This window comes from Pseudomonas sp. PSB18 (genome assembly GCF_014596565.1).
Lineage (GTDB): Bacteria > Pseudomonadota > Gammaproteobacteria > Pseudomonadales > Pseudomonadaceae > Aquipseudomonas.
In genome coordinates this window covers 517949-535807 of record NZ_NOIN01000003.1, presented here as the reverse complement: position 1 = coordinate 535807, position 17859 = coordinate 517949, and the positions used below count along the sequence as shown (strand labels likewise).

14 protein-coding genes are annotated in these 17859 nt (G+C 60.9%); 8 read left to right on the top strand and 6 right to left on the bottom strand.

Translation table 11 applies throughout. The features are described from left to right. Positions 1 to 30: 30 nt before the first annotated feature. From CGA22_RS10240 to CGA22_RS10225, 4 genes are all read right to left on the bottom strand, one after another. Entirely contained in the window at positions 31 to 1635 is a 1605-nt protein-coding gene (locus CGA22_RS10240) for an ABC transporter substrate-binding protein (protein WP_188258563.1), read from the bottom strand. A 301-nt stretch (positions 1636 to 1936) separates the two neighbouring features. Further along, positions 1937 to 3562, bottom strand: coding sequence for an ABC transporter substrate-binding protein (locus CGA22_RS10235; protein WP_041023575.1), 1626 nt, complete (start codon positions 3560 to 3562; stop codon positions 1937 to 1939). A gap of 255 nt (positions 3563 to 3817) precedes the next feature. Further along, positions 3818 to 5419, bottom strand: coding sequence for an ABC transporter substrate-binding protein (locus CGA22_RS10230; RefSeq protein WP_188258562.1), 1602 nt, complete (start codon positions 5417 to 5419; stop codon positions 3818 to 3820). A gap of 292 nt (positions 5420 to 5711) precedes the next feature. Beyond that, positions 5712 to 6428: an SIMPL domain-containing protein gene (locus CGA22_RS10225; RefSeq protein WP_041020799.1), complete on the bottom strand. Its 717-nt coding sequence runs from the start codon at positions 6426 to 6428 to the stop codon at positions 5712 to 5714. Between the two features lie 267 nt (positions 6429 to 6695). Here CGA22_RS10225 and CGA22_RS10220 point away from each other — a divergent pair, with 267 nt between their 5' ends. From CGA22_RS10220 to CGA22_RS10205, 4 genes are all read left to right on the top strand, one after another. Continuing rightward, positions 6696 to 7958, top strand: coding sequence for an ATP-binding protein (locus CGA22_RS10220; RefSeq protein WP_188258561.1), 1263 nt, complete (start codon positions 6696 to 6698; stop codon positions 7956 to 7958). Further along, complete coding sequence (locus tag CGA22_RS10215) at positions 7951 to 8511, top strand: response regulator transcription factor (protein WP_041020797.1); 561 nt, start codon at positions 7951 to 7953, stop codon at positions 8509 to 8511. Before CGA22_RS10220 ends, CGA22_RS10215 begins: the two co-directional genes overlap by 8 nt. 94 nt (positions 8512 to 8605) lie before the next feature. Further along, on the top strand, positions 8606 to 10333 hold the full coding sequence (locus CGA22_RS10210) for an ABC transporter ATP-binding protein/permease (RefSeq protein ID WP_041020796.1): 1728 nt from the start codon (positions 8606 to 8608) through the stop codon (positions 10331 to 10333). 123 nt (positions 10334 to 10456) lie between these two features. Next, complete coding sequence (locus CGA22_RS10205; RefSeq protein WP_041020795.1) at positions 10457 to 11203, top strand: FadR/GntR family transcriptional regulator; 747 nt, start codon at positions 10457 to 10459, stop codon at positions 11201 to 11203. Between the two features lie 214 nt (positions 11204 to 11417). On the opposite strand, the gene CGA22_RS10200 is transcribed toward CGA22_RS10205, so the two are convergent. Both CGA22_RS10200 and CGA22_RS10195 read right to left on the bottom strand, forming a co-directional pair. Beyond that, positions 11418 to 11783 carry a hypothetical protein gene (locus CGA22_RS10200; protein ID WP_052435111.1) on the bottom strand — a complete coding sequence of 122 codons (366 nt, stop codon included), beginning with the start codon at positions 11781 to 11783 and terminating at the stop codon, positions 11418 to 11420. An 80-nt stretch (positions 11784 to 11863) separates the two neighbouring features. Further along, positions 11864 to 12061 carry a hypothetical protein gene (locus tag CGA22_RS10195; RefSeq protein WP_041022063.1) on the bottom strand — a complete coding sequence of 66 codons (198 nt, stop codon included), beginning with the start codon at positions 12059 to 12061 and terminating at the stop codon, positions 11864 to 11866. Between the two features lie 217 nt (positions 12062 to 12278). Here CGA22_RS10195 and kdgD point away from each other — a divergent pair, with 217 nt between their 5' ends. The 4 genes from kdgD to garD all read left to right on the top strand — a co-directional run bounded on the left by kdgD (position 12279) and on the right by garD (position 17832). Further along, the gene (gene kdgD / locus CGA22_RS10190; RefSeq protein WP_041022062.1) at positions 12279 to 13190 is read left to right on the top strand and encodes a 5-dehydro-4-deoxyglucarate dehydratase; all 912 of its coding nucleotides are present in this window, start codon (positions 12279 to 12281) and stop codon (positions 13188 to 13190) included. Between the two features lie 174 nt (positions 13191 to 13364). Beyond that, positions 13365 to 14810: an aldehyde dehydrogenase family protein gene (locus CGA22_RS10185; RefSeq protein ID WP_188258560.1), complete on the top strand. Its 1446-nt coding sequence runs from the start codon at positions 13365 to 13367 to the stop codon at positions 14808 to 14810. Between the two features lie 84 nt (positions 14811 to 14894). Then, entirely contained in the window at positions 14895 to 16265 is a 1371-nt protein-coding gene (locus tag CGA22_RS10180) for an MFS transporter (RefSeq protein WP_041024443.1), read from the top strand. Between the two features lie 13 nt (positions 16266 to 16278). Continuing rightward, positions 16279 to 17832 carry a galactarate dehydratase gene (garD, locus tag CGA22_RS10175; protein WP_041024442.1) on the top strand — a complete coding sequence of 518 codons (1554 nt, stop codon included), beginning with the start codon at positions 16279 to 16281 and terminating at the stop codon, positions 17830 to 17832. The last annotated feature ends 27 nt before the right edge of the window (positions 17833 to 17859 follow it).

The window sequence follows — 17859 nt, the reverse complement described above, 5'->3', positions numbered from 1 at the left end:
CAAAGGGGCCCTCGCTGTAGGACTAATCGGTTATGGGGTCAGGCTGACGCCCGAGAACACGTTGCGACCGAAGGGGCTGACCTTGAATCCTTCGACTTTGGCACTCAGCGGCTGGTTGACCGTCGAGTGGGCAACAGGGGTGATCGGCACTTGCTGCTTGAGCAATTGCTGGGCCTGTTTGTAGAGCACGGTGCGTTGGTCGCGGTCGGTGACGACCTTGGCCTGTTTGATCAGCTTGTCGTAATCCTGGTCGCACCACATGGAGTAGTTGTTGCCGCCGATGGCGTCGCAGCTGTACAGCGTGCCCAGCCAGTTGTCCGGGTCACCGTTGTCGCCGGTCCAGCCGATCAGGCTGATATCGTGCTCACCGTTCTTGGTGCGCTTGATGTACTCGCCCCATTCGTAGCTGACGATTTTCACCTTCAGGCCGATCTTCGCCCAGTCGGCCTGGAGCATCTCGGCCATCAGCTTGGCGTTGGGGTTGTACGGGCGTTGCACGGGCATGGCCCAGAGGGTGATTTCGGTGCCTTCCTTGACCCCGGCGGCCTTGAGCAGCTCCTTGGCTTTTTCCGGGTTGTAGGCGGCGTCCTTGATCGTGTCGTCGTAGGACCACTGGGTCGGCGGCATGGCGTTGACCGCCAGTTGCCCTGCGCCCTGGTACACCGCGTTGAGGATGCCCTGCTTGTTCACCGCCATGTCCAGTGCACGGCGCACTTCAACCTGGTCGAACGGTTTGTGGCGGGTGTTATAGGCGATGTAGCCAAGGTTGAAACCAGGCTTTTCGATCAACTGCAGCTTGGGATCGTTCTTCAATGCGGGTACATCGGCCGGACGCGGATGCAGGGTGACCTGGCATTCGTTGGCCTTGAGCTTCTGAACCCGTACCGAGGCGTCGGTGTTGATCGAGAAGATCAGGTTCTTCAGCTTGACCCGTTCCGGCGCCCAGTACTGGGGGTTGGCGACGTAGCGGATGTTGGAGTCTTTCTGGTAGCTCTTGAACTCGAACGGGCCGGTGCCGATGGGTTTCTGGTTGATGTCGCTCGGCTTGCCGCTCTTGAGCAACTGGTCGGCGTACTCGGCCGACAGGATCGCAGCGAAGCTCATGGCGATGTTCTGGATGAACGCGGCATCGACGCTGTTGAGGGTCATGACCACGGTCAGTGGGCCGGTCTTCTCCACCTTGGCGATGTTCTTGTTCAGGCTCATGCCGTTGAAGTACGGGAATTCGGTGGGGTAGGCCTTGCGGAAGGGATGCTGCGGGTCAAGCATGCGGTTGAAGGTGAACAGTACGTCATCGGCGTTGAAATCACGGGTCGGCGTGAAGTAGTCGGTGCTATGGAATTTCACCCCTTCACGCAGGTGGAAGGTGTATTTCAAACCGTCTTCGGAAATATCCCAACTCGTCGCAAGGCCCGGTACGACATTGGTCGCGCCCTTTTCAAACTCGGCCAGACGGTTATACAACGGCTCGGCGGCATCGTTGTCGGTTGCGGTGGTGTACTGCGCCGTGTCGAAGCCGGCGGGGCTGCCTTCGGAGCAGAACACCAGGCTACCGCCAGCGGCGGCTTGAGCCACGGATGTCGCGGCCAGCAGGCCGGTACTCAGCAATGTAGAAAAAACCAGGGTATGGCGCATGACGCTCCCTCTTTCGTTCGGGGTGTTAAACAGTGAACCGGCGTCCATCCGGGGACAGGTCCGAGGCACTGAGTTCATTCCATTGCGTACAGCGATGCCACAGGGTCGGCAGGTCTGCCAGATTCCAACGGTACGGCCGTGGGTCTGGCAGTCAATGCATAACGCCTGAAAGACTTGTGAGAAAGGGCTGTACGTCCTCAACCAACTGCCGTGCTGCGCAGATGTTTTTGGAGGTAGGCGATTTCCTGGGTCTTGGCAGATAAAACAACGGCGCCGTCAGAAGACGTCGCCGTTGAATACCTTAGTTGCTGACGCTGACACCGTAGAAGGAGTTCAAGCCGAATGGGCTGATCTTGAAATCCTGCACATTGGTGCGCATGGGTTGGAACACCGTCGAGTGAGCGATAGGTGTCATCGGCACAGCATCCTTGAGGATGTGTTGCGCCTGCTTGTACAGCTCGGTGCGCTTGGACTGGTCCGAAGTGCGCTTGGCCTGCTTGACGATGTCGTCGAACTTCTTGTCGCACCACTTGGAGAAGTTGTTGCCCTGCAGCGAGTCGCAACCGAACAGCACGTTGAGCCAGTTGTCCGGGTCACCGTTGTCGCCGCTCCAGCCGATCAGCATCGCGCCGTTCTCACCGCCCTTGGAGCGCTTGATGTACTCGCCCCACTCGTAGGTGACGATCTTGGCCTTGATGCCGATCTTGGCCCAGTCGGACTGCAGCATTTCAGCCATCAGCTTGGCGTTGGGGTTGTACGGGCGCTGGACCGGCATCGCCCACAGGTTGATCTCGGTACCTTCCTTGATGCCCGCTTCCTTGAGCAGTTGCTTAGCTTTCTCAGGGTTGTACCCAGCATCCTTGATGGTGGTGTCGTAGGACCACTGGGTCGGCGGCATGGCGTTGACTGCCAGTTGGCCGGCGCCCTGGTACACCGAGTCGATGATCTGCTGCTTGTTGACGGCCATGTCCAGCGCCTGGCGCACTTTCAACTGGGCCATCGGGTTGGGCTGGTCGCTGCCCTTGATCTTGTCCATCACGTTGTAGGCGATGTAGCCCAGGTTGAAGCCCGGCTGGTCCGGCATCTTCAGGTTCTTGTCTTCACGGATGGCCTGCAGATCGGCAGGGCGCGGGAAGAGGGTGACCTGGCATTCGTTCTTCTTCAGCTTCTGGATACGCACCGACGGGTCGGTGGTGATGGCGAAGATCAGGTTATCGATCTTCACGTCTTCCGGAAGCCAGTATTCCTTGTTGCCGGTGAAGCGGATGTTGGAGTCTTTCTGGTAGCTCTTGAACACGAACGGGCCGGTGCCGATCGGCTTCTGGTTGATGTCGGAAGGCTTGCCTTCCTTGAGCAACTGGGCGGCGTATTCGGCGGACTGGATGGACGCGAAGTGCATCGCCATGTTCTGGATGAACGCGGCATCCACGGCATTGAGGGTGAACTTGACGGTCTTGTCGTCGAGCTTCTCGACCTTGGCGATGTTGGTGTCCATGCCCATGTCGGTGAAGTACGGGAATTCGGTCGGGTACGCCTTACGGAACGGATCGTCCTTGTTGATCATGCGGTTGAACGTGAACAGCACGTCGTCGGCGTTGAAGGTACGGGTCGGCTTGAAGTACGGGGTCGTATGGAACTTGACGCCTTCGCGCAGATGGAAGGTGTAGGTCAAGCCATCTTCGGAAATGTCCCACTTGGTCGCCAGGCCCGGGATCACGGCGGTACCGCCACGTTCGAACTGGGTCAGACGGTTGAAGATGGTCTCGGCTGAGGCGTCGAAGTCGGTTCCGGTGGTGTATTGACCCGGGTCGAAACCGGCCGGGCTGCCCTCGGAGCAGAACACCAGGTTAGCCGCCGCTTGGGCGAAGGGAGCGCTGGCTAATAGGCTTGCGCCGACTAAAAACGGAATGACCGCGTGTTTAAGCATGTTGGCCTCATGATTTGTTGTCATTTTTGGATTTGAGGGCGACCTCGTGAGTCGTCCTGCGGATACTTATGCAGGGCCCATACCCAATGCAAGATCCAGAGCGGTTCCAAATCTGAAACAGTGGCACGAACGTACCTTAATGTCGCATCTGTGTAACTTCTGACGCAGTTGATCGTTTGCGCCGGTTTTTTTGGTGCAAATCGTGCCTTCAATCAGTGCGCCACGGGCTTGTGGCGCACCGGGTTGGGGCGGGTTTTACTGTTGCAAACCCACGCCGTAGAAGGGTGTAAGGCCAAACGGGCTGAGTTTGAAATCCACGACTTTTTTGTTTATCGGCTGGAACACCGTGGAGTTGGCAATCGGCGTGATGGGCACCTGTTGCTTGAGAATTTTTTGCGCCTGCCGGTACAGATCGATCCGTTGTTGGCGGTCGGTCGAGACCTTGGCTTGCTGGACCAGCTTGTCGTAGGCCGGGTCGCACCACTTGGCGTAATTGCTGCCCTTGACCGCCGCGCAGCTGTAGAGCACGCCAAGCCAGTTGTCCGGATCGCCGTTGTCGCCGGTCCAGCCGTAGATCATTGCGTCGTGTTCACCATTCTTGGCGCGCTTGATGTACTCGCCCCACTCGTAGCTGACGATGTTGGCCTTGATGCCGATTTTCGCCCAATCCTGCTGGATCATCTGCGCCGACATCCGCGCGTTGGGGTTGGAGGCACGTTGCACCGTCATTGCCCATAAATTGAGGGTGGTACCTGGCGCCACCCCGGCTTCCTTGAGTAGCGCCTTGGCCTTGGTCACGTCGTGGGGCGCATCCTTGATGGCCGGGTCGAATGACCACTGGGCCGGTGGCAAGGCGTTCTGGGCCAGTTGCCCGGCGCTCTGGTACACCGCTTTGATGATCGCCGGTTTATCGATGGCCATGTCCAGCGCCTGGCGGACCTTGAGCTGGTCCAGGGGCGGGTGCGTGACGTTGTAGGCGAGGAAACCCAGGTTGAATCCCGGTTGCTTGAGCACTCGCAGGTTCGGGTCCTGTTCCATCACTTCGATGTCCGCCGGACGCGGATAGCCGCTGACCTGGCATTCGTTGCGCTTGAGTTTTTGCAGGCGCACAGCGGCGTCGGGGGTGATGGAGAAGATCAGGTTATCGACCCTCACGTCCTCGGGTTTCCAGTAGGCCGTGTTGGCGGCGTAACGGATCTGCGAGTCCTTCTGATAGCGCTTGAACACGAACGGGCCGGTGCCGACGGGTTTCTGGTTGAGGTCGCCGGCCTTGCCTTCCTTCAACAACTGCGCGGCGTATTCGGCGGACTGCACGGAGGCGAAACTCATCGCCAGGTTCTGCACGAACGCGGCGTCGACGTTGTTCAGGTTGAAGCGCACGGTGTGCTCGTCGACTTTCTCGACGCTCTTGATCGTGGTGTTCAGGCCCATGTCGGTGAAGTAGGGCGACTCGGTCGGGTAGGCCTGGCGGAATGGATGCTGCGGATCGAGCAGGCGCTGGAAGGTGAACACCACGTCGTCGGCGTTGAAGTCGCGGGTGGGGGTGAAATAGTCGGTGGTGTGGAATTTCACGCCGTCGCGCAGGTGGAAGGTGTAGACCAGGCCATCGGCGGAGACATCCCAGCTCGTTGCCAGCCCCGGCTCGACTTCGGTGCCACCGCGCTTGAACTGGGTGAGACGGTTGAAGACGGTTTCGGCCGAGGCGTCGAAGTCGGTGCCGCTGGTGTACTGGCTGGGATCGAACCCGGCGGGGCTGGCTTCGGAGCAATAGACCAGGGTAGTGGCGGCCTGGGCCAGCGGGGCGCAGCCGATCAGGGCGAGGGTGAGCAGCAATGGTTGGAAAGTGGTTCTGTCCATGAAATCCCTTGGGGCGTGGTGACGGTTTTCATGGAGAGTAGCGTTGTGGGCGGGAGAGGGGGAAATATCCAAAAGTGAGGAGGACCCCTGGCTTTGGGCATAGCCGCAGGTTGGATGCTGTCCTGTGGCGAGGGGATTCATCCCCGCTGGGCTGCGTAGCAGCCCCAAAGGCAGCGACCTCAATCAAACTGACACATCGAGGTGTCAGGGTTGGGTCTGCTATGCAGCCCAGCGGGGATAAATCCCCTCGCCACAAAGTGTGTCACTGGGCTGGATATCTCGGTCAGCCCTTTTACTGCATCAACACCTCAATCGCCCCATCCGCCGTCATGCTCACCTTGCTGGTGCCCGCTTCCACTTCTGGCGTGACGGACTCGGCATCCATGGACCCAGATTTCATCATCATCGGTGCGCGCATGTAGGGCTGTGGATAACCGTTGGTGTTGAGGTTCAGGTTGACGATTTTGTAGCCCTTGCCGCCCAGGGCTTCGGTGGCCAGTTGGGCGCGGGCCTTGAAGGCGTTGACGGCGTCCTTGAGCAGGGCGTCTTCGCTGCTCTGGCGGGTGGCGGTGGAGATGGCGAAGTCCATGCCGCCCATTTTCATGTCGGTCAGCAATTCGCCGGTGAGCTTGGACAGGGCGGCGAAGTCGGCACTTTCCAGGCGCAGTTCGGCGCGTTCGCGCCAGCCGGTGATTTTCTGGCCCTTGCCGTCGTAGATTGGATAGCTGTTGCGGCTGCCCTGGCGCAGGGTGATGTCCTTGACTTGCTTGGCCTGGTCGATGGCTTTGTTCAGGGTGGTGCTGACGGCGGCGGCGAGTTTGGCCGGGTCGGTGTTTTGCTCTTCGGTGTAGAGCGTGACGATCATCAGGTCACGGGCCACTTCCTGGCTGGCTTCGGCGCGCAGGGAGATCTGGTTGTAGTGCAGTTCATCGGCGGCCAGGGCCGGCAGGCTGGCGACGGTGCCGAGGCTGAGGGCGAGGAGGGCGGCGGGGCGACTGAACGTGTGCATGAAAGCTCCTTGGGATGATGTGCAGGGGTAAGGTCCGGGCCTGCGTGAACGATAAGACTCTAGCGTTTGCGGTGTGGTTCGCACAGTTACAACTTCTATACAGATGCATGTCAGTGACGCACCCTTGTGGCGAGGGGATAAATCCCCTCGCCACAAGGTGATAGGTAGCGTTCAGGGGCTGTGGCGCTTTGCCGCATAGCTGCCGCTGCCACCCGCGCCTTGGTTATACTCCGTGCGATTCGCCTGGAGCGCTCATCAGGAGAGCTCATGCTCGCCCCTTTGCAAATGACTTCCGCCTCGCGCCAGAACCTCTGGCGGCTGACGTTCATCCGGATCCTGGTCCTTGCGGCCCAGGCCGGGTCCGTGGGGCTCGCCTATTGGTTCCAGCTGTTGCCGCTGCCTTGGCTGCAACTGGCGATTACCCTGGCGTGTGCCTCGGTGTTGTGTGCGCTGACGGCCATCCGCCTGCGCGCCTCGTGGCCGGTGACGGAGCTGGAGTACGCGGTGCAACTGGCCTGCGACCTGTTTATCCACAGTGCGTTGCTGTATTTCTCCGGCGGCTCGACCAACCCTTTCGTGTCCTATTACCTGGTGCCGCTGACCATCGCCGCGGTGACGTTGCCGTGGCGTTATTCGCTGATTCTTTCCGGCATCGCCCTGGCGCTGTATACCTTGTTGCTGGCGCGGTTCTATCCCCTGGAAACCTTCCCCATCGCCCGGGAAAACCTGCAGATCTACGGCATGTGGCTGAGTTTCGCCCTGGCCGCGGCGGTCATCACTTTTTTTGCCGCGCGCATGGCCGAGGAGTTGCGTCGCCAGGAAGAGCTTCGGGCCATCCGTCGTGAAGAGGGCCTGCGGGACGAACAACTGCTGGCCGTGGCGACCCAGGCCGCCGGCGCCGCCCATGAGCTGGGCACGCCATTGGCGACCATGAGCGTGCTGCTCAAGGAGATGCAACAGGACCATCCCGACCCGCTGCTGCAGGACGATCTCAGCGTGTTGCAGGATCAGGTCAAGCTCTGCAAGGAAACCCTGCAATACCTGGTGCGCGCCGCCGAGGCCAACCGCCGGCTGGCGATCGACATGCAGGACGTCACCGACTGGCTCGACGAGGCCCTCAATCGTTGGCACCTGATGCGCCCGGAAGCCAGTTATCGTTTTCGGTGCCTGGGCTACGGCCCGGTGCCGCGCATGGCACCGCCACCGGACTTGACCCAGGCGTTGCTGAACCTGTTGAACAACGCTGCCGATGCCTGCCCTGAAGGCCTGGAGGTGGCGCTGGACTGGAATGCCTACGAATTGATCATCAGTATTCGCGACCACGGTGCCGGTGTGCCGCTGGCCATCGCCGAGCAGATCGGCAAGCCGTTCTATACCACCAAGGGCAAAGGCCTCGGCCTGGGCCTGTTTTTGAGCAAGGCGAGCGTGACACGCGCTGGCGGCTCGGTGAAACTCTACCCCCATGAGAGCGGCGGTACGCTCACCGAGCTGCGCCTGCCCCATGCCGACCGAGGAGACGAACATGAGTGACGAGATCCAAGTCGACGGCGAAGAACTGCCGCACCTGTTGCTGGTGGACGATGACGCCACGTTTACCCGCGTCATGGCCCGGGCGATGTCCCGCCGCGGCTTTCGCGTGAGCACCGCCGGTTCCGCCGAGGAGGGCCTGATCATCGCCCAGGCCGACCTGCCGGACTATGCCGCCCTGGACTTGAAGATGGACGGCGATTCGGGTCTGGTGCTGCTGCCCAAGCTGCTGGAACTGGACCCGGAGATGCGCGTGGTGATCCTCACCGGTTATTCGAGCATCGCCACGGCGGTCGAAGCCATCAAGCGCGGCGCCTGCAATTACCTGTGCAAACCGGCGGACGCCGATGATGTGCTGGCCGCGCTGCTGTCCGAGCACGCCAACCTCGACACCCTGGTGCCTGAAAACCCGATGTCGGTGGATCGCCTGCAATGGGAGCACATCCAGCGGGTGCTGACCGAGCATGAGGGCAACATTTCCGCCACTGCCCGCGCCCTGGGTATGCACCGGCGCACCTTGCAGCGCAAATTGCAGAAGCGGCCCGTGCGTCGCTGAACCTGTGCTGAACGGATGCTGTCCACCCCCTCGCGACACAGCGGGCCGTTGCTCTATGATCGGCCCGACTCTTTCTCTTTATTGAGCTTTAAACATGAATCAGAACGCTGAATATTCCGCGGTCAACGATGCAGTGCGCGGGCAGTTTTTCCGCCGTGTCTGGCACATGACTACGCCGTACTGGCGCAGTGAGGAGAAAGGCAAGGCCTGGACGCTGTTGATCGCCGTCATCGCGTTGTCGCTGTTTAGCGTGGCGATTTCGGTGTGGCTCAACAGTTGGTACAAGGACTTCTACAACGCCCTGCAAGAGAAGAACAGCGTCGCGTTCTGGCAGTTGATCCTGTATTTCTGCGGTATCGCGGCGGTGGCGATCCTGGGCGCGGTGTACCGTTTGTACCTCACCCAGATGCTCACCATCCGCTGGCGGGCCTGGTTGACCGAGCAGCATTTTGCCCGCTGGCTCGACAACAAGAATTACTACCAGCTGGAGCAGGGCGGCTACACCGATAACCCGGACCAGCGGATTTCCGAAGACCTCAACAGCTTCACCAGCAATACCTTGGGCCTGGGGCTGGGCTTGCTGCGCAACGTGGTCAGCCTGGTGTCGTTCTCGATCATCCTGTGGGGTGTGTCGGGCAGTATCGAAGTGTTCGGCTATACGATTCCCGGCTACATGTTCTGGTGCGCGCTGGTGTACGCGGCGGTGGGCAGTTGGCTGACGCACCTGATCGGCCGTCGCCTGATCGGCCTGAACAACAACCAGCAACGCTTCGAAGCCGACCTGCGTTTTTCCATGGTGCGGGTGCGGGAGAATGCCGAAAGCATTGCGCTGTACAACGGCGAGCCCAACGAAAACCGTCGCCTGAGCGGGCGTTTCGGGCTGGTCTGGCAGAACTTCTGGGACATCATGCGGGTGTCCAAGCGCTTGACGTTCTTCACCTCCGGCTACGGCCAGATCGCGATCATCTTCCCGTTCATGGTGGCGGCGCCGCGCTATTTCGCCGGCAAGATCCAGCTGGGCGAACTCATGCAGATCAATTCGGCGTTCGGTAACGTGCAGGAGAGTTTCAGCTGGTTCATCAGCGCCTATACCGACCTCGCCGCATGGCGCGCCACCTGCGATCGTCTGCTGAGTTTCCGCCAGGCCATGAGCGACAACGAAGAGCGCGTACCGGCCATCGACGTGCAGAACCAGGGTAACCAACTGAAGGTGCACAATCTGGGATTGGACCTGACTGACGGGCGTCATCTGCTCAGCGATGCCGACATGACCGTCGAGGCCGGGGAGCGGGTGATGCTCAGCGGCCGTTCCGGTAGCGGCAAGTCCACCTTGCTACGGGCGATGGGACATCTGTGGCCCACCGGCCATGGTCGTATTGTGCTGCCGGCGGCACGTTACCTGTTCCTGCCGCAAAAGCCTTATCTGCCCATCGGCAGCCTGCGTGAAGTGCTGAGTTATCCACAGCCCGGCGACGTCTACCCCAACGAACGTTATGCACAGGTGCTCGAAACCTGCCGCTTGCCCCACTTGATCGCGCGCCTGGATGAAAGCAACCACTGGCAGCGCATGCTGTCGCCCGGCGAGCAACAACGCCTGGCCTTCGCCCGCGCACTGCTCTACGCGCCGCTGTGGTTGTACATGGACGAGGCCACCTCGGCGATGGACGAAGAGGATGAGGGGACGCTGTACCAGGCGTTGATCGATCAGTTGCCGGGGTTGAGCATCGTCAGCGTCGGCCACCGAAGCAGCTTGAAACGATTCCATCCACGACATGTACGTATCGAAAATGGCCAACTGCTGGAGCGGGCTGTAGTCACCTGATGGTCAGTGTCTGACACTGTTGTGACCAGGAATCCTTGAGAAGGCCGCCAGGGAACACGGTGATCATACAACCGCGTTACGCTATGATGATGTGCATTCAATCGCTTGCCGAGAAAGAGCCCCATGGAAAACCCGATCGACGTACCGCGCTTTCCCCGTAAGCGCCGCAGCCTGGCGCAGGAGTTGGTGACGGTGCTGACCGAGCAGATCCGTGACGGCCTGCTCAAGCGTGGCGACAAATTGCCCACCGAGTCGGCGATCATGGAAGCCCATGGCGTCAGCCGCACCGTGGTGCGCGAAGCGATTTCCCGCTTGCAGGCGGCCGGCCAGGTGGAAACCCGCCACGGCATCGGCACCTTCGTGCTGGACACCCCCAGCCCGAGCGGTTTTCGAATCGACCCGGCCACGGTGGTCACCTTGCGTGATGTGCTGGCGATCCTGGAATTGCGCATCAGCCTGGAAGTGGAGTCCGCCGGGCTCGCAGCCCAGCGCCGCAGCGACGAGCAACTGGCGACGATGCGCGCCGCCCTCGACGCACTGAATGAAAGTGCGGCCCACGCCACCGATGCAGTGGCTTCGGACTTCGCTTTCCATCTGGAAATCGCCCTGTCCACGGGCAACCGTTATTTCACCGACATCATGACCCACCTGGGCACCAGCATCATCCCGCGTACACGGGTGAACTCGGCACGCCTGGCCCATGACGACCAGCAGCACTACATGGACCGCCTGAGCCGCGAACACGAGGAAATCTACGAAGCCATCGCCCGCCAGGACTCCGACGCCGCCCGTGCCGCCATGCGCCTGCACCTGACCAACAGCCGCGAGCGGCTGCGCCAGGCTCATGAAGAAGCGCAAGCGCAGGGCTGATTCGCGAGAACCCCTGTGGCTAGGGGATTTATCGAAACGTCGCACCGCCCCGTTGGGCTGCGCAGCAGCCCCATCAACTACAACGTGGTGTGGCAGGTAAGCTGAGTGGGCGGCAATGGGGCTGCTGCGCAGCCCAGCGGGGATAAATCCCCTCGCCACAGAGTGTGTCTACCTCCATGCCTATGTGCCTGCACGGGGCATGATCCGACTAGCCTTACTTGACCTTCAAGCGAACCGGTGCCGAAACCATGTCGTCGCCATAGTCATCGGACTCGCTGAAATACCGGTAACGCACTTCAACCACCTGGCCGCGATACTTTTCCAGCCTGGCCTTGGGCACGGTCAGTTCCAGTTCGGTGAGCTTCTGCGCGTTGCCCTCGTCGTCATAGCTGGCCAGGGCCTTTCGATCAGCCCATTCAACGGGTTCCGAACCGAGTACCGGAGCGACTTCCCACTCGTATTCGATCTTATCCAGGTCCGGAACTGTGAATTTCAACCCACTCCCCAGACTCGCCAGATCGATGGTGACTTCATCGGCGTCCGGGAACTGGACGAGAACAGGCTTTTTATAGGTGCTCATAGTGTCACTCCTTGAGGGATCGACCGTGGCGGTGGGGCTTGAAAGCGCTCGGGTGGCGGATCTGACGGCACGCCATCAACCTAGCCTGTTTGGTAATCGACATAGTCGACACTACCGTCGCCGTTCAGGTGGAATTCCTTGTAAATGACTTCGTACGCCTGGTCGCTGCCTGGAAATACCACCCGATCGCCTACGTTGACGTGCAGGTCGAACTCGGAGAAATCCAGCGTCTGTTGTTTGGCTTCGTGGGTGTAGTGAAATCGATGTTGAGTCTTCATGGTTTGCCCTCCGCGGCCGTTCAGGCTGTTTTAGGGCATCGTCTGCCGAGGTGAAACTGTCAGAGTCGACAGTGCGGATAAACGGTACGTCGGACTTTTTCCTTCCTCGATGACGAAATGCAGTTGACGTTCGTATTTTAAGTTGTACGATGACCTACAACTTCTGGCCGAAGCTTATCTCTCTCATACACATTTTGCGTCCCAGGGTGTTCGAATAATGAATCCACAAGAACTGAAGTCCATCCTCTCGTCTGGCCTGCTGTCGTTCCCGGTCACCGATTTCACTGCCCAAGGCGATTTCAATCGCGACAGCTACATCAAGCGCCTGGAGTGGCTGGCCCCGTACGGCGCCTCGGCCCTGTTCGCCGCCGGTGGCACCGGTGAATTCTTCTCCCTGGCCGCCAGCGAGTATTCCCAAGTCATCAAGACGGCTGTCGACACCTGCGCCACCAGCGTGCCGATCCTCGCCGGTGTCGGCGGTGCGACTCGCCAGGCCATCGAGTACGCCCAAGAGGCCGAGCGCCTGGGTGCCAAAGGCCTGTTGCTGCTGCCGCACTACCTGACCGAAGCCAGCCAGGACGGCGTTGCCGCCCACGTTGAAGCGGTGTGCAAATCGGTGAAGATCGGCGTAGTGGTGTACAACCGCAACGTTTGCCGCCTGAACGCCGTGCAGCTCGAGCAACTGGCCGAGCGCTGCCCGAACCTGATCGGCTACAAGGACGGCCTGGGCGATATCGAGCTGATGGTGTCGATCCGTCGTCGCCTCGGCGATCGCTTCAGCTACCTGGGCGGCCTGCCGACCGCTGAAGTCTACGCCGCGGCCTACAAGGCCCTGGGCGTGCCGGTCTATTCCTCGGCGGTGTTCAACTTCATCCCGAAAACCGCGATGGACTTCTACAACGCCATCGCCCGTGACGATCACGCCACTGTCGGCAAGATCATCGATGACTTCTTCCTGCCGTACCTGGACATCCGCAACCGCAAGGCCGGTTATGCCGTGAGCATCGTCAAGGCGGGCGCGAAGATCGTCGGCTATGACGCCGGTCCCGTGCGCACGCCGCTGACCGATCTGCTGCCGGACGAATACGAAGCCCTGGCCGCGCTGATCGACAAGCAAGGCAAGCAGTAACAGACCCGACGAGCCGCTGAGCAATCAGCGGCTCGTTCCCATGCTGCGTGTGGGAATGCGGCCAGGGACGCTCTGCGTTCCCAGAAGCCGAACGCAGAGTGTCCGTTGAGGCATTCCCACGCTGAGCGTGGGAGCGATCGGAACCAAACAGGCTATTTGTAAGGAGAAGCATCCGTGGCAGATGCAAAGCGTTTCGATAACTACATCAATGGTCAGTGGGTGGCCGGTGCCGACTATTGCACCAACATCAACCCGTCTGACCTGTCCGATGTCATCGGCGAATATGCCAAGGCTGACGCAGCTCAAGTCAATGCCGCCATCGAAGCCGCCCGCGCCGCGTTCCCGGGCTGGTCGACTTCGGGCATCCAGGCTCGTCACGATGCGCTCGACAAAGTGGGCAGCGAGATTCTCGCCCGCCGCGAAGAGCTCGGCCAACTGCTGGCCCGGGAAGAGGGCAAGACCCTGCCCGAGGCCATCGGCGAAGTGACCCGCGCCGGTAACATTTTCAAGTTCTTCGCCGGTGAGTGCCTGCGCCTGTCCGGCGACTATGTGCCGTCGGTGCGTCCGGGCGTCAACGTCGAAGTGACCCGTGAAGCCCTGGGTGTGGTCGGTTTGATCACGCCGTGGAACTTCCCGATCGCTATCCCCGCGTGGAAAATCGCCCCGGCCCTGGCCTATGGCAACTGTGTGGTGATCAAGCCTGCCGAGCTGGTACCGGGTTGTGCCTGGGCCCTGGCGGAAATCATTTCCCGCGCCGGTTTCCCGGCCGGTGCGTTCAACCTGGTGATGGGCAGCGGCCGTGTGGTCGGTGACATCCTGGTCAACAGCCCGAAAGTCGACGGCATCAGCTTCACCGGTTCCGTGGGCGTGGGCCGGCAGATCGCTGTCAGTTGCGTGTCGCGCCAGGCCAAGGTGCAGTTGGAGATGGGCGGCAAGAACCCGCAGATCATTCTCGACGACGCCGACCTCAAGCAGGCTGTCGAACTGGCGGTGCAGAGTGCGTTCTACTCCACCGGCCAACGCTGCACGGCCTCGAGCCGCCTGATCGTCACCGCCGGTATCCACGACAAGTTCGTCGCGGCCATGGCCGAACGCATGCAATCGATCAAGGTCGGTCATGCCCTGAAGGCGGGTACGGACATCGGCCCGGTGGTTTCCGAAGCTCAACTCAACCAGGACCTGAAGTACATCGACATCGGCCAGAGCGAAGGTGCGCGGCTGGTCAGCGGTGGTGGCCTGGTGACCTGCGACACCGAAGGCTATTTCCTGGCGCCGACCCTGTTCGCCGACAGCGAAGCGGCCATGCGCATCAGCCGCGAAGAAATTTTCGGCCCGGTGGCCAACGTCGTGCGCGTGGCCGACTACGAGGCGGCGCTGGCGATGGCCAACGACACTGAGTTCGGTCTGTCCGCCGGTATCGCCACCACGTCGCTGAAGTATGCCAACCACTTCAAGCGCCATTCCCAGGCGGGCATGGTGATGGTCAACCTGCCGACCGCCGGCGTGGATTACCACGTGCCGTTCGGCGGGCGTAAAGGTTCGTCCTATGGTTCGCGCGAGCAAGGTCGCTACGCGCAGGAGTTCTACACCGTAGTGAAGACCTCCTACATCGGCTCGTAACCGCAACACCGACCGGGCTGGCTATCCAGCCCGGTCGTACAATCTGCTGACCCGCATAAAAATAAATAGTGGGAGTACTGTTACATGCAAGCGACCAAGCCGACTCACGTCCGCTATTTGATCCTGCTCATGCTGTTCGTGGTGACAACGATCAACTACGCCGACCGTGCCACCATCGCCATCGCAGGCTCGAGCCTGCAAAAAGACCTCGGCATCGATGCCGTCACCCTCGGTTATATCTTCTCCGCATTCGGTTGGGCCTACGTGACCGGGCAGATCCCCGGCGGCTGGCTGCTGGACCGTTTCGGGTCGAAAAAAATCTATGCACTGAGCATCTTTACCTGGTCGCTGTTCACCGTGCTGCAAGGCTACGTCGGTGAATTCGGCCTCTCCACCGCCGTGGTTGCGCTGTTCATGCTGCGCTTCCTGGTCGGGCTGGCCGAAGCGCCCTCCTTCCCAGGCAACGCCCGCATCGTCGCGGCCTGGTTCCCCACCGCAGAACGCGGCACCGCCTCGGCGATTTTCAACTCGGCGCAATATTTCGCCACCGTGTTGTTCGCACCGCTGATGGGCTGGATCGTCTACCGTTTCGGCTGGCAGCACGTGTTCATCGTGATGGGCGTGATCGGCATCGTGTTCTCGCTGATCTGGCTCAAAGTGATCCACAGCCCGCGCCAACACCCGATGATCAACGAAGCCGAGTTCAATCACATCGCCGCCAACGGTGCGATGGTCGACATGGACCAGGACAAGGGTAAGGGCAAAGAGAAGAAGGCTGACGGTCCGAAATGGGATTACATCCGCCAACTGCTCACCAACCGCATGATGCTTGGCGTATACCTGGGTCAATACTGCATCAACGGCATCACCTACTTCTTCCTGACCTGGTTTCCGGTGTACCTGGTCCAGGAGCGCGGCATGACCATCCTCAAGGCCGGTTTCATCGCGTCCTTGCCGGCGATCTGCGGTTTCATCGGCGGCGTCCTGGGTGGGGTGATTTCCGATTACCTGCTGCGCAAGGGCCACTCGCTGACCTTCGCCCGCAAGGCGCCGATCATCGCCGGCCTGCTGGTGTCCAGCAGCATCGTGGCCTGCAACTACGTCGAAATCGAATGGATGGTGGTGGGCTTCATGGCCCTGGCCTTCTTCGGTAAAGGCGTGGGCGCGTTGGGTTGGGCCGTGGTGTCCGATACATCGCCAAAACAGATCGCCGGTTTGAGCGGTGGCCTGTTCAACACCTTCGGCAACCTGGCGTCGATCACCACGCCAATCGTCATCGGCTACATCATCAGCGCCACCGGCTCGTTCAAGTGGGCACTGGTGTTCGTCGGTTGCAACGCCTTGGTGGCGGTGTTCAGCTATCTGGTGATCGTCGGGCCGATCAAGCGTGTCGTACTCAAGGAACCTACGTCCAAGGATGCCGACCTCGCCAGCCTGTCTGAAGCCAAATCCTGAAGGAGCGGCACCGATGCAACTGATTGAACATGCCGATTCGCCCCGTTACATCCGCCTGCACGAGCGGGACAATGTGGTGATCGTCGTCAATGACCAGGGCGTGCCGGCCGGGACCGAATTCCCGGACGGCCTGGTCACCGTGGACTTCGTGCCTCAGAGCCACAAGGTCACGCTGCAGGACATTCCCGAAGGCGGCGAGGTGATTCGCTACGGCCAGGTGATTGGCTACGCGTTGCAACCGATCCCCCGTGGCAGTTGGGTCAAGGAAGACCAGTTGCGCATGCCCACCGCGCCGCCGCTGGACAGCCTGCCGCTGTCCACCGACGTGCCGGCGGCCGATGCGCCGCTGGAGGGGCATACCTTCGAAGGCTACCGCAACGCCGACGGTACCGTCGGCACGCGCAACATTCTGGGCATCACCACCACGGTGCAGTGCGTGACCGGGGTGCTGGATCATGCGGTCAAGCGCATCAAGGATGAATTGCTGCCCAAGTACCCGAATGTCGACGACGTGGTGGCGCTGACCCACAGCTACGGCTGCGGCGTGGCGATCACTGCCACCGATGCGTACATTCCGATCCGTACCGTGCGCAACCTGGCGCGCAACCCGAACCTGGGTGGCGAAGCGCTGGTGATCAGCCTGGGTTGCGAGAAATTGCAGGCCGGCCAGGTGATGCACGAGAACGACAGCTCGGTGGACCTCAGCGAGCCATGGCTGTATCGCCTGCAGGACTCCAGTCACGGTTTCACCGAGATGATCGAGCAGATCATGGAACTGGCTGAAATCCGCCTGAAGAAACTCGACCAGCGTCGTCGCGAAACCGTGCCGGCTTCGGAGTTGATTCTGGGCATGCAGTGCGGTGGCAGCGATGCGTTTTCCGGCATCACCGCCAACCCGGCCCTGGGCTATGCCTCGGACCTGTTGCTGCGCGCCGGGGCGACGGTGATGTTTTCCGAAGTCACCGAAGTGCGCGATGCCATCTACTTGCTGACCTCCCGGGCGCAAACCCGGGAAGTCGCCCAGGAGCTGGTGCGCGAGATGGACTGGTACGACCGTTACCTGGCCAAGGGCGAAGCGGATCGCAGCGCCAACACCACGCCAGGCAACAAGAAGGGTGGGTTGTCGAACATCGTCGAAAAGTCCCTGGGCTCGATCGTCAAGTCCGGCAGCAGCGCGATCAGCGGCGTGCTCGGTCCGGGTGAGCGCTTCAAGCAAAAGGGCCTGATCTTCTGCGCCACGCCGGCCAGCGATTTTGTCTGCGGTACGCTGCAACTGGCGGCGGGGATGAACCTGCATGTGTTCACCACCGGCCGCGGCACGCCGTACGGTCTGGCCATGGCGCCGGTGGTGAAGGTCTCGACCCGCACCGAACTGGCCCAGCGCTGGCCGGACCTGATCGACATCGACGCCGGCCGGATTGCCACGGGCCGTGCCTCGATCGAGGAGCTGGGCTGGGAGCTGTTCCACTACTACCTGGACGTGGCCAGTGGCAAGAAGCAGACCTGGGCGGAACGGCACAAGCTGCACAACGACATCACCTTGTTCAACCCGGCGCCGATTACCTGATCTGACGTTGTCGTTGATCGTTCCCAC

Excerpts from the sequence above, each read along its gene's own strand:
- CGA22_RS10220 (WP_188258561.1), top strand. The coding sequence starts at position 6,696 with ATGCTCGCCCCTTTGCAAATGACTTCCGCCTCGCGCCAGAACCTCTGG.
- CGA22_RS10215 (WP_041020797.1), top strand. The coding sequence starts at position 7,951 with ATGAGTGACGAGATCCAAGTCGACGGCGAAGAACTGCCGCACCTGTTG.
- CGA22_RS10180 (WP_041024443.1), top strand. The coding sequence starts at position 14,895 with ATGCAAGCGACCAAGCCGACTCACGTCCGCTATTTGATCCTGCTCATG.
- garD (WP_041024442.1), top strand. The coding sequence starts at position 16,279 with ATGCAACTGATTGAACATGCCGATTCGCCCCGTTACATCCGCCTGCAC.
- CGA22_RS10235 (WP_041023575.1), bottom strand. The coding sequence starts at position 3,562 with ATGCTTAAACACGCGGTCATTCCGTTTTTAGTCGGCGCAAGCCTATTA.
- kdgD (WP_041022062.1), top strand. The coding sequence starts at position 12,279 with ATGAATCCACAAGAACTGAAGTCCATCCTCTCGTCTGGCCTGCTGTCG.
- CGA22_RS10195 (WP_041022063.1), bottom strand. The coding sequence starts at position 12,061 with ATGAAGACTCAACATCGATTTCACTACACCCACGAAGCCAAACAACAG.
- CGA22_RS10210 (WP_041020796.1), top strand. The coding sequence starts at position 8,606 with ATGAATCAGAACGCTGAATATTCCGCGGTCAACGATGCAGTGCGCGGG.
- CGA22_RS10240 (WP_188258563.1), bottom strand. The coding sequence starts at position 1,635 with ATGCGCCATACCCTGGTTTTTTCTACATTGCTGAGTACCGGCCTGCTG.
- CGA22_RS10200 (WP_052435111.1), bottom strand. The coding sequence starts at position 11,783 with ATGAGCACCTATAAAAAGCCTGTTCTCGTCCAGTTCCCGGACGCCGAT.
- CGA22_RS10225 (WP_041020799.1), bottom strand. The coding sequence starts at position 6,428 with ATGCACACGTTCAGTCGCCCCGCCGCCCTCCTCGCCCTCAGCCTCGGC.
- CGA22_RS10205 (WP_041020795.1), top strand. The coding sequence starts at position 10,457 with ATGGAAAACCCGATCGACGTACCGCGCTTTCCCCGTAAGCGCCGCAGC.
- CGA22_RS10230 (WP_188258562.1), bottom strand. The coding sequence starts at position 5,419 with ATGGACAGAACCACTTTCCAACCATTGCTGCTCACCCTCGCCCTGATC.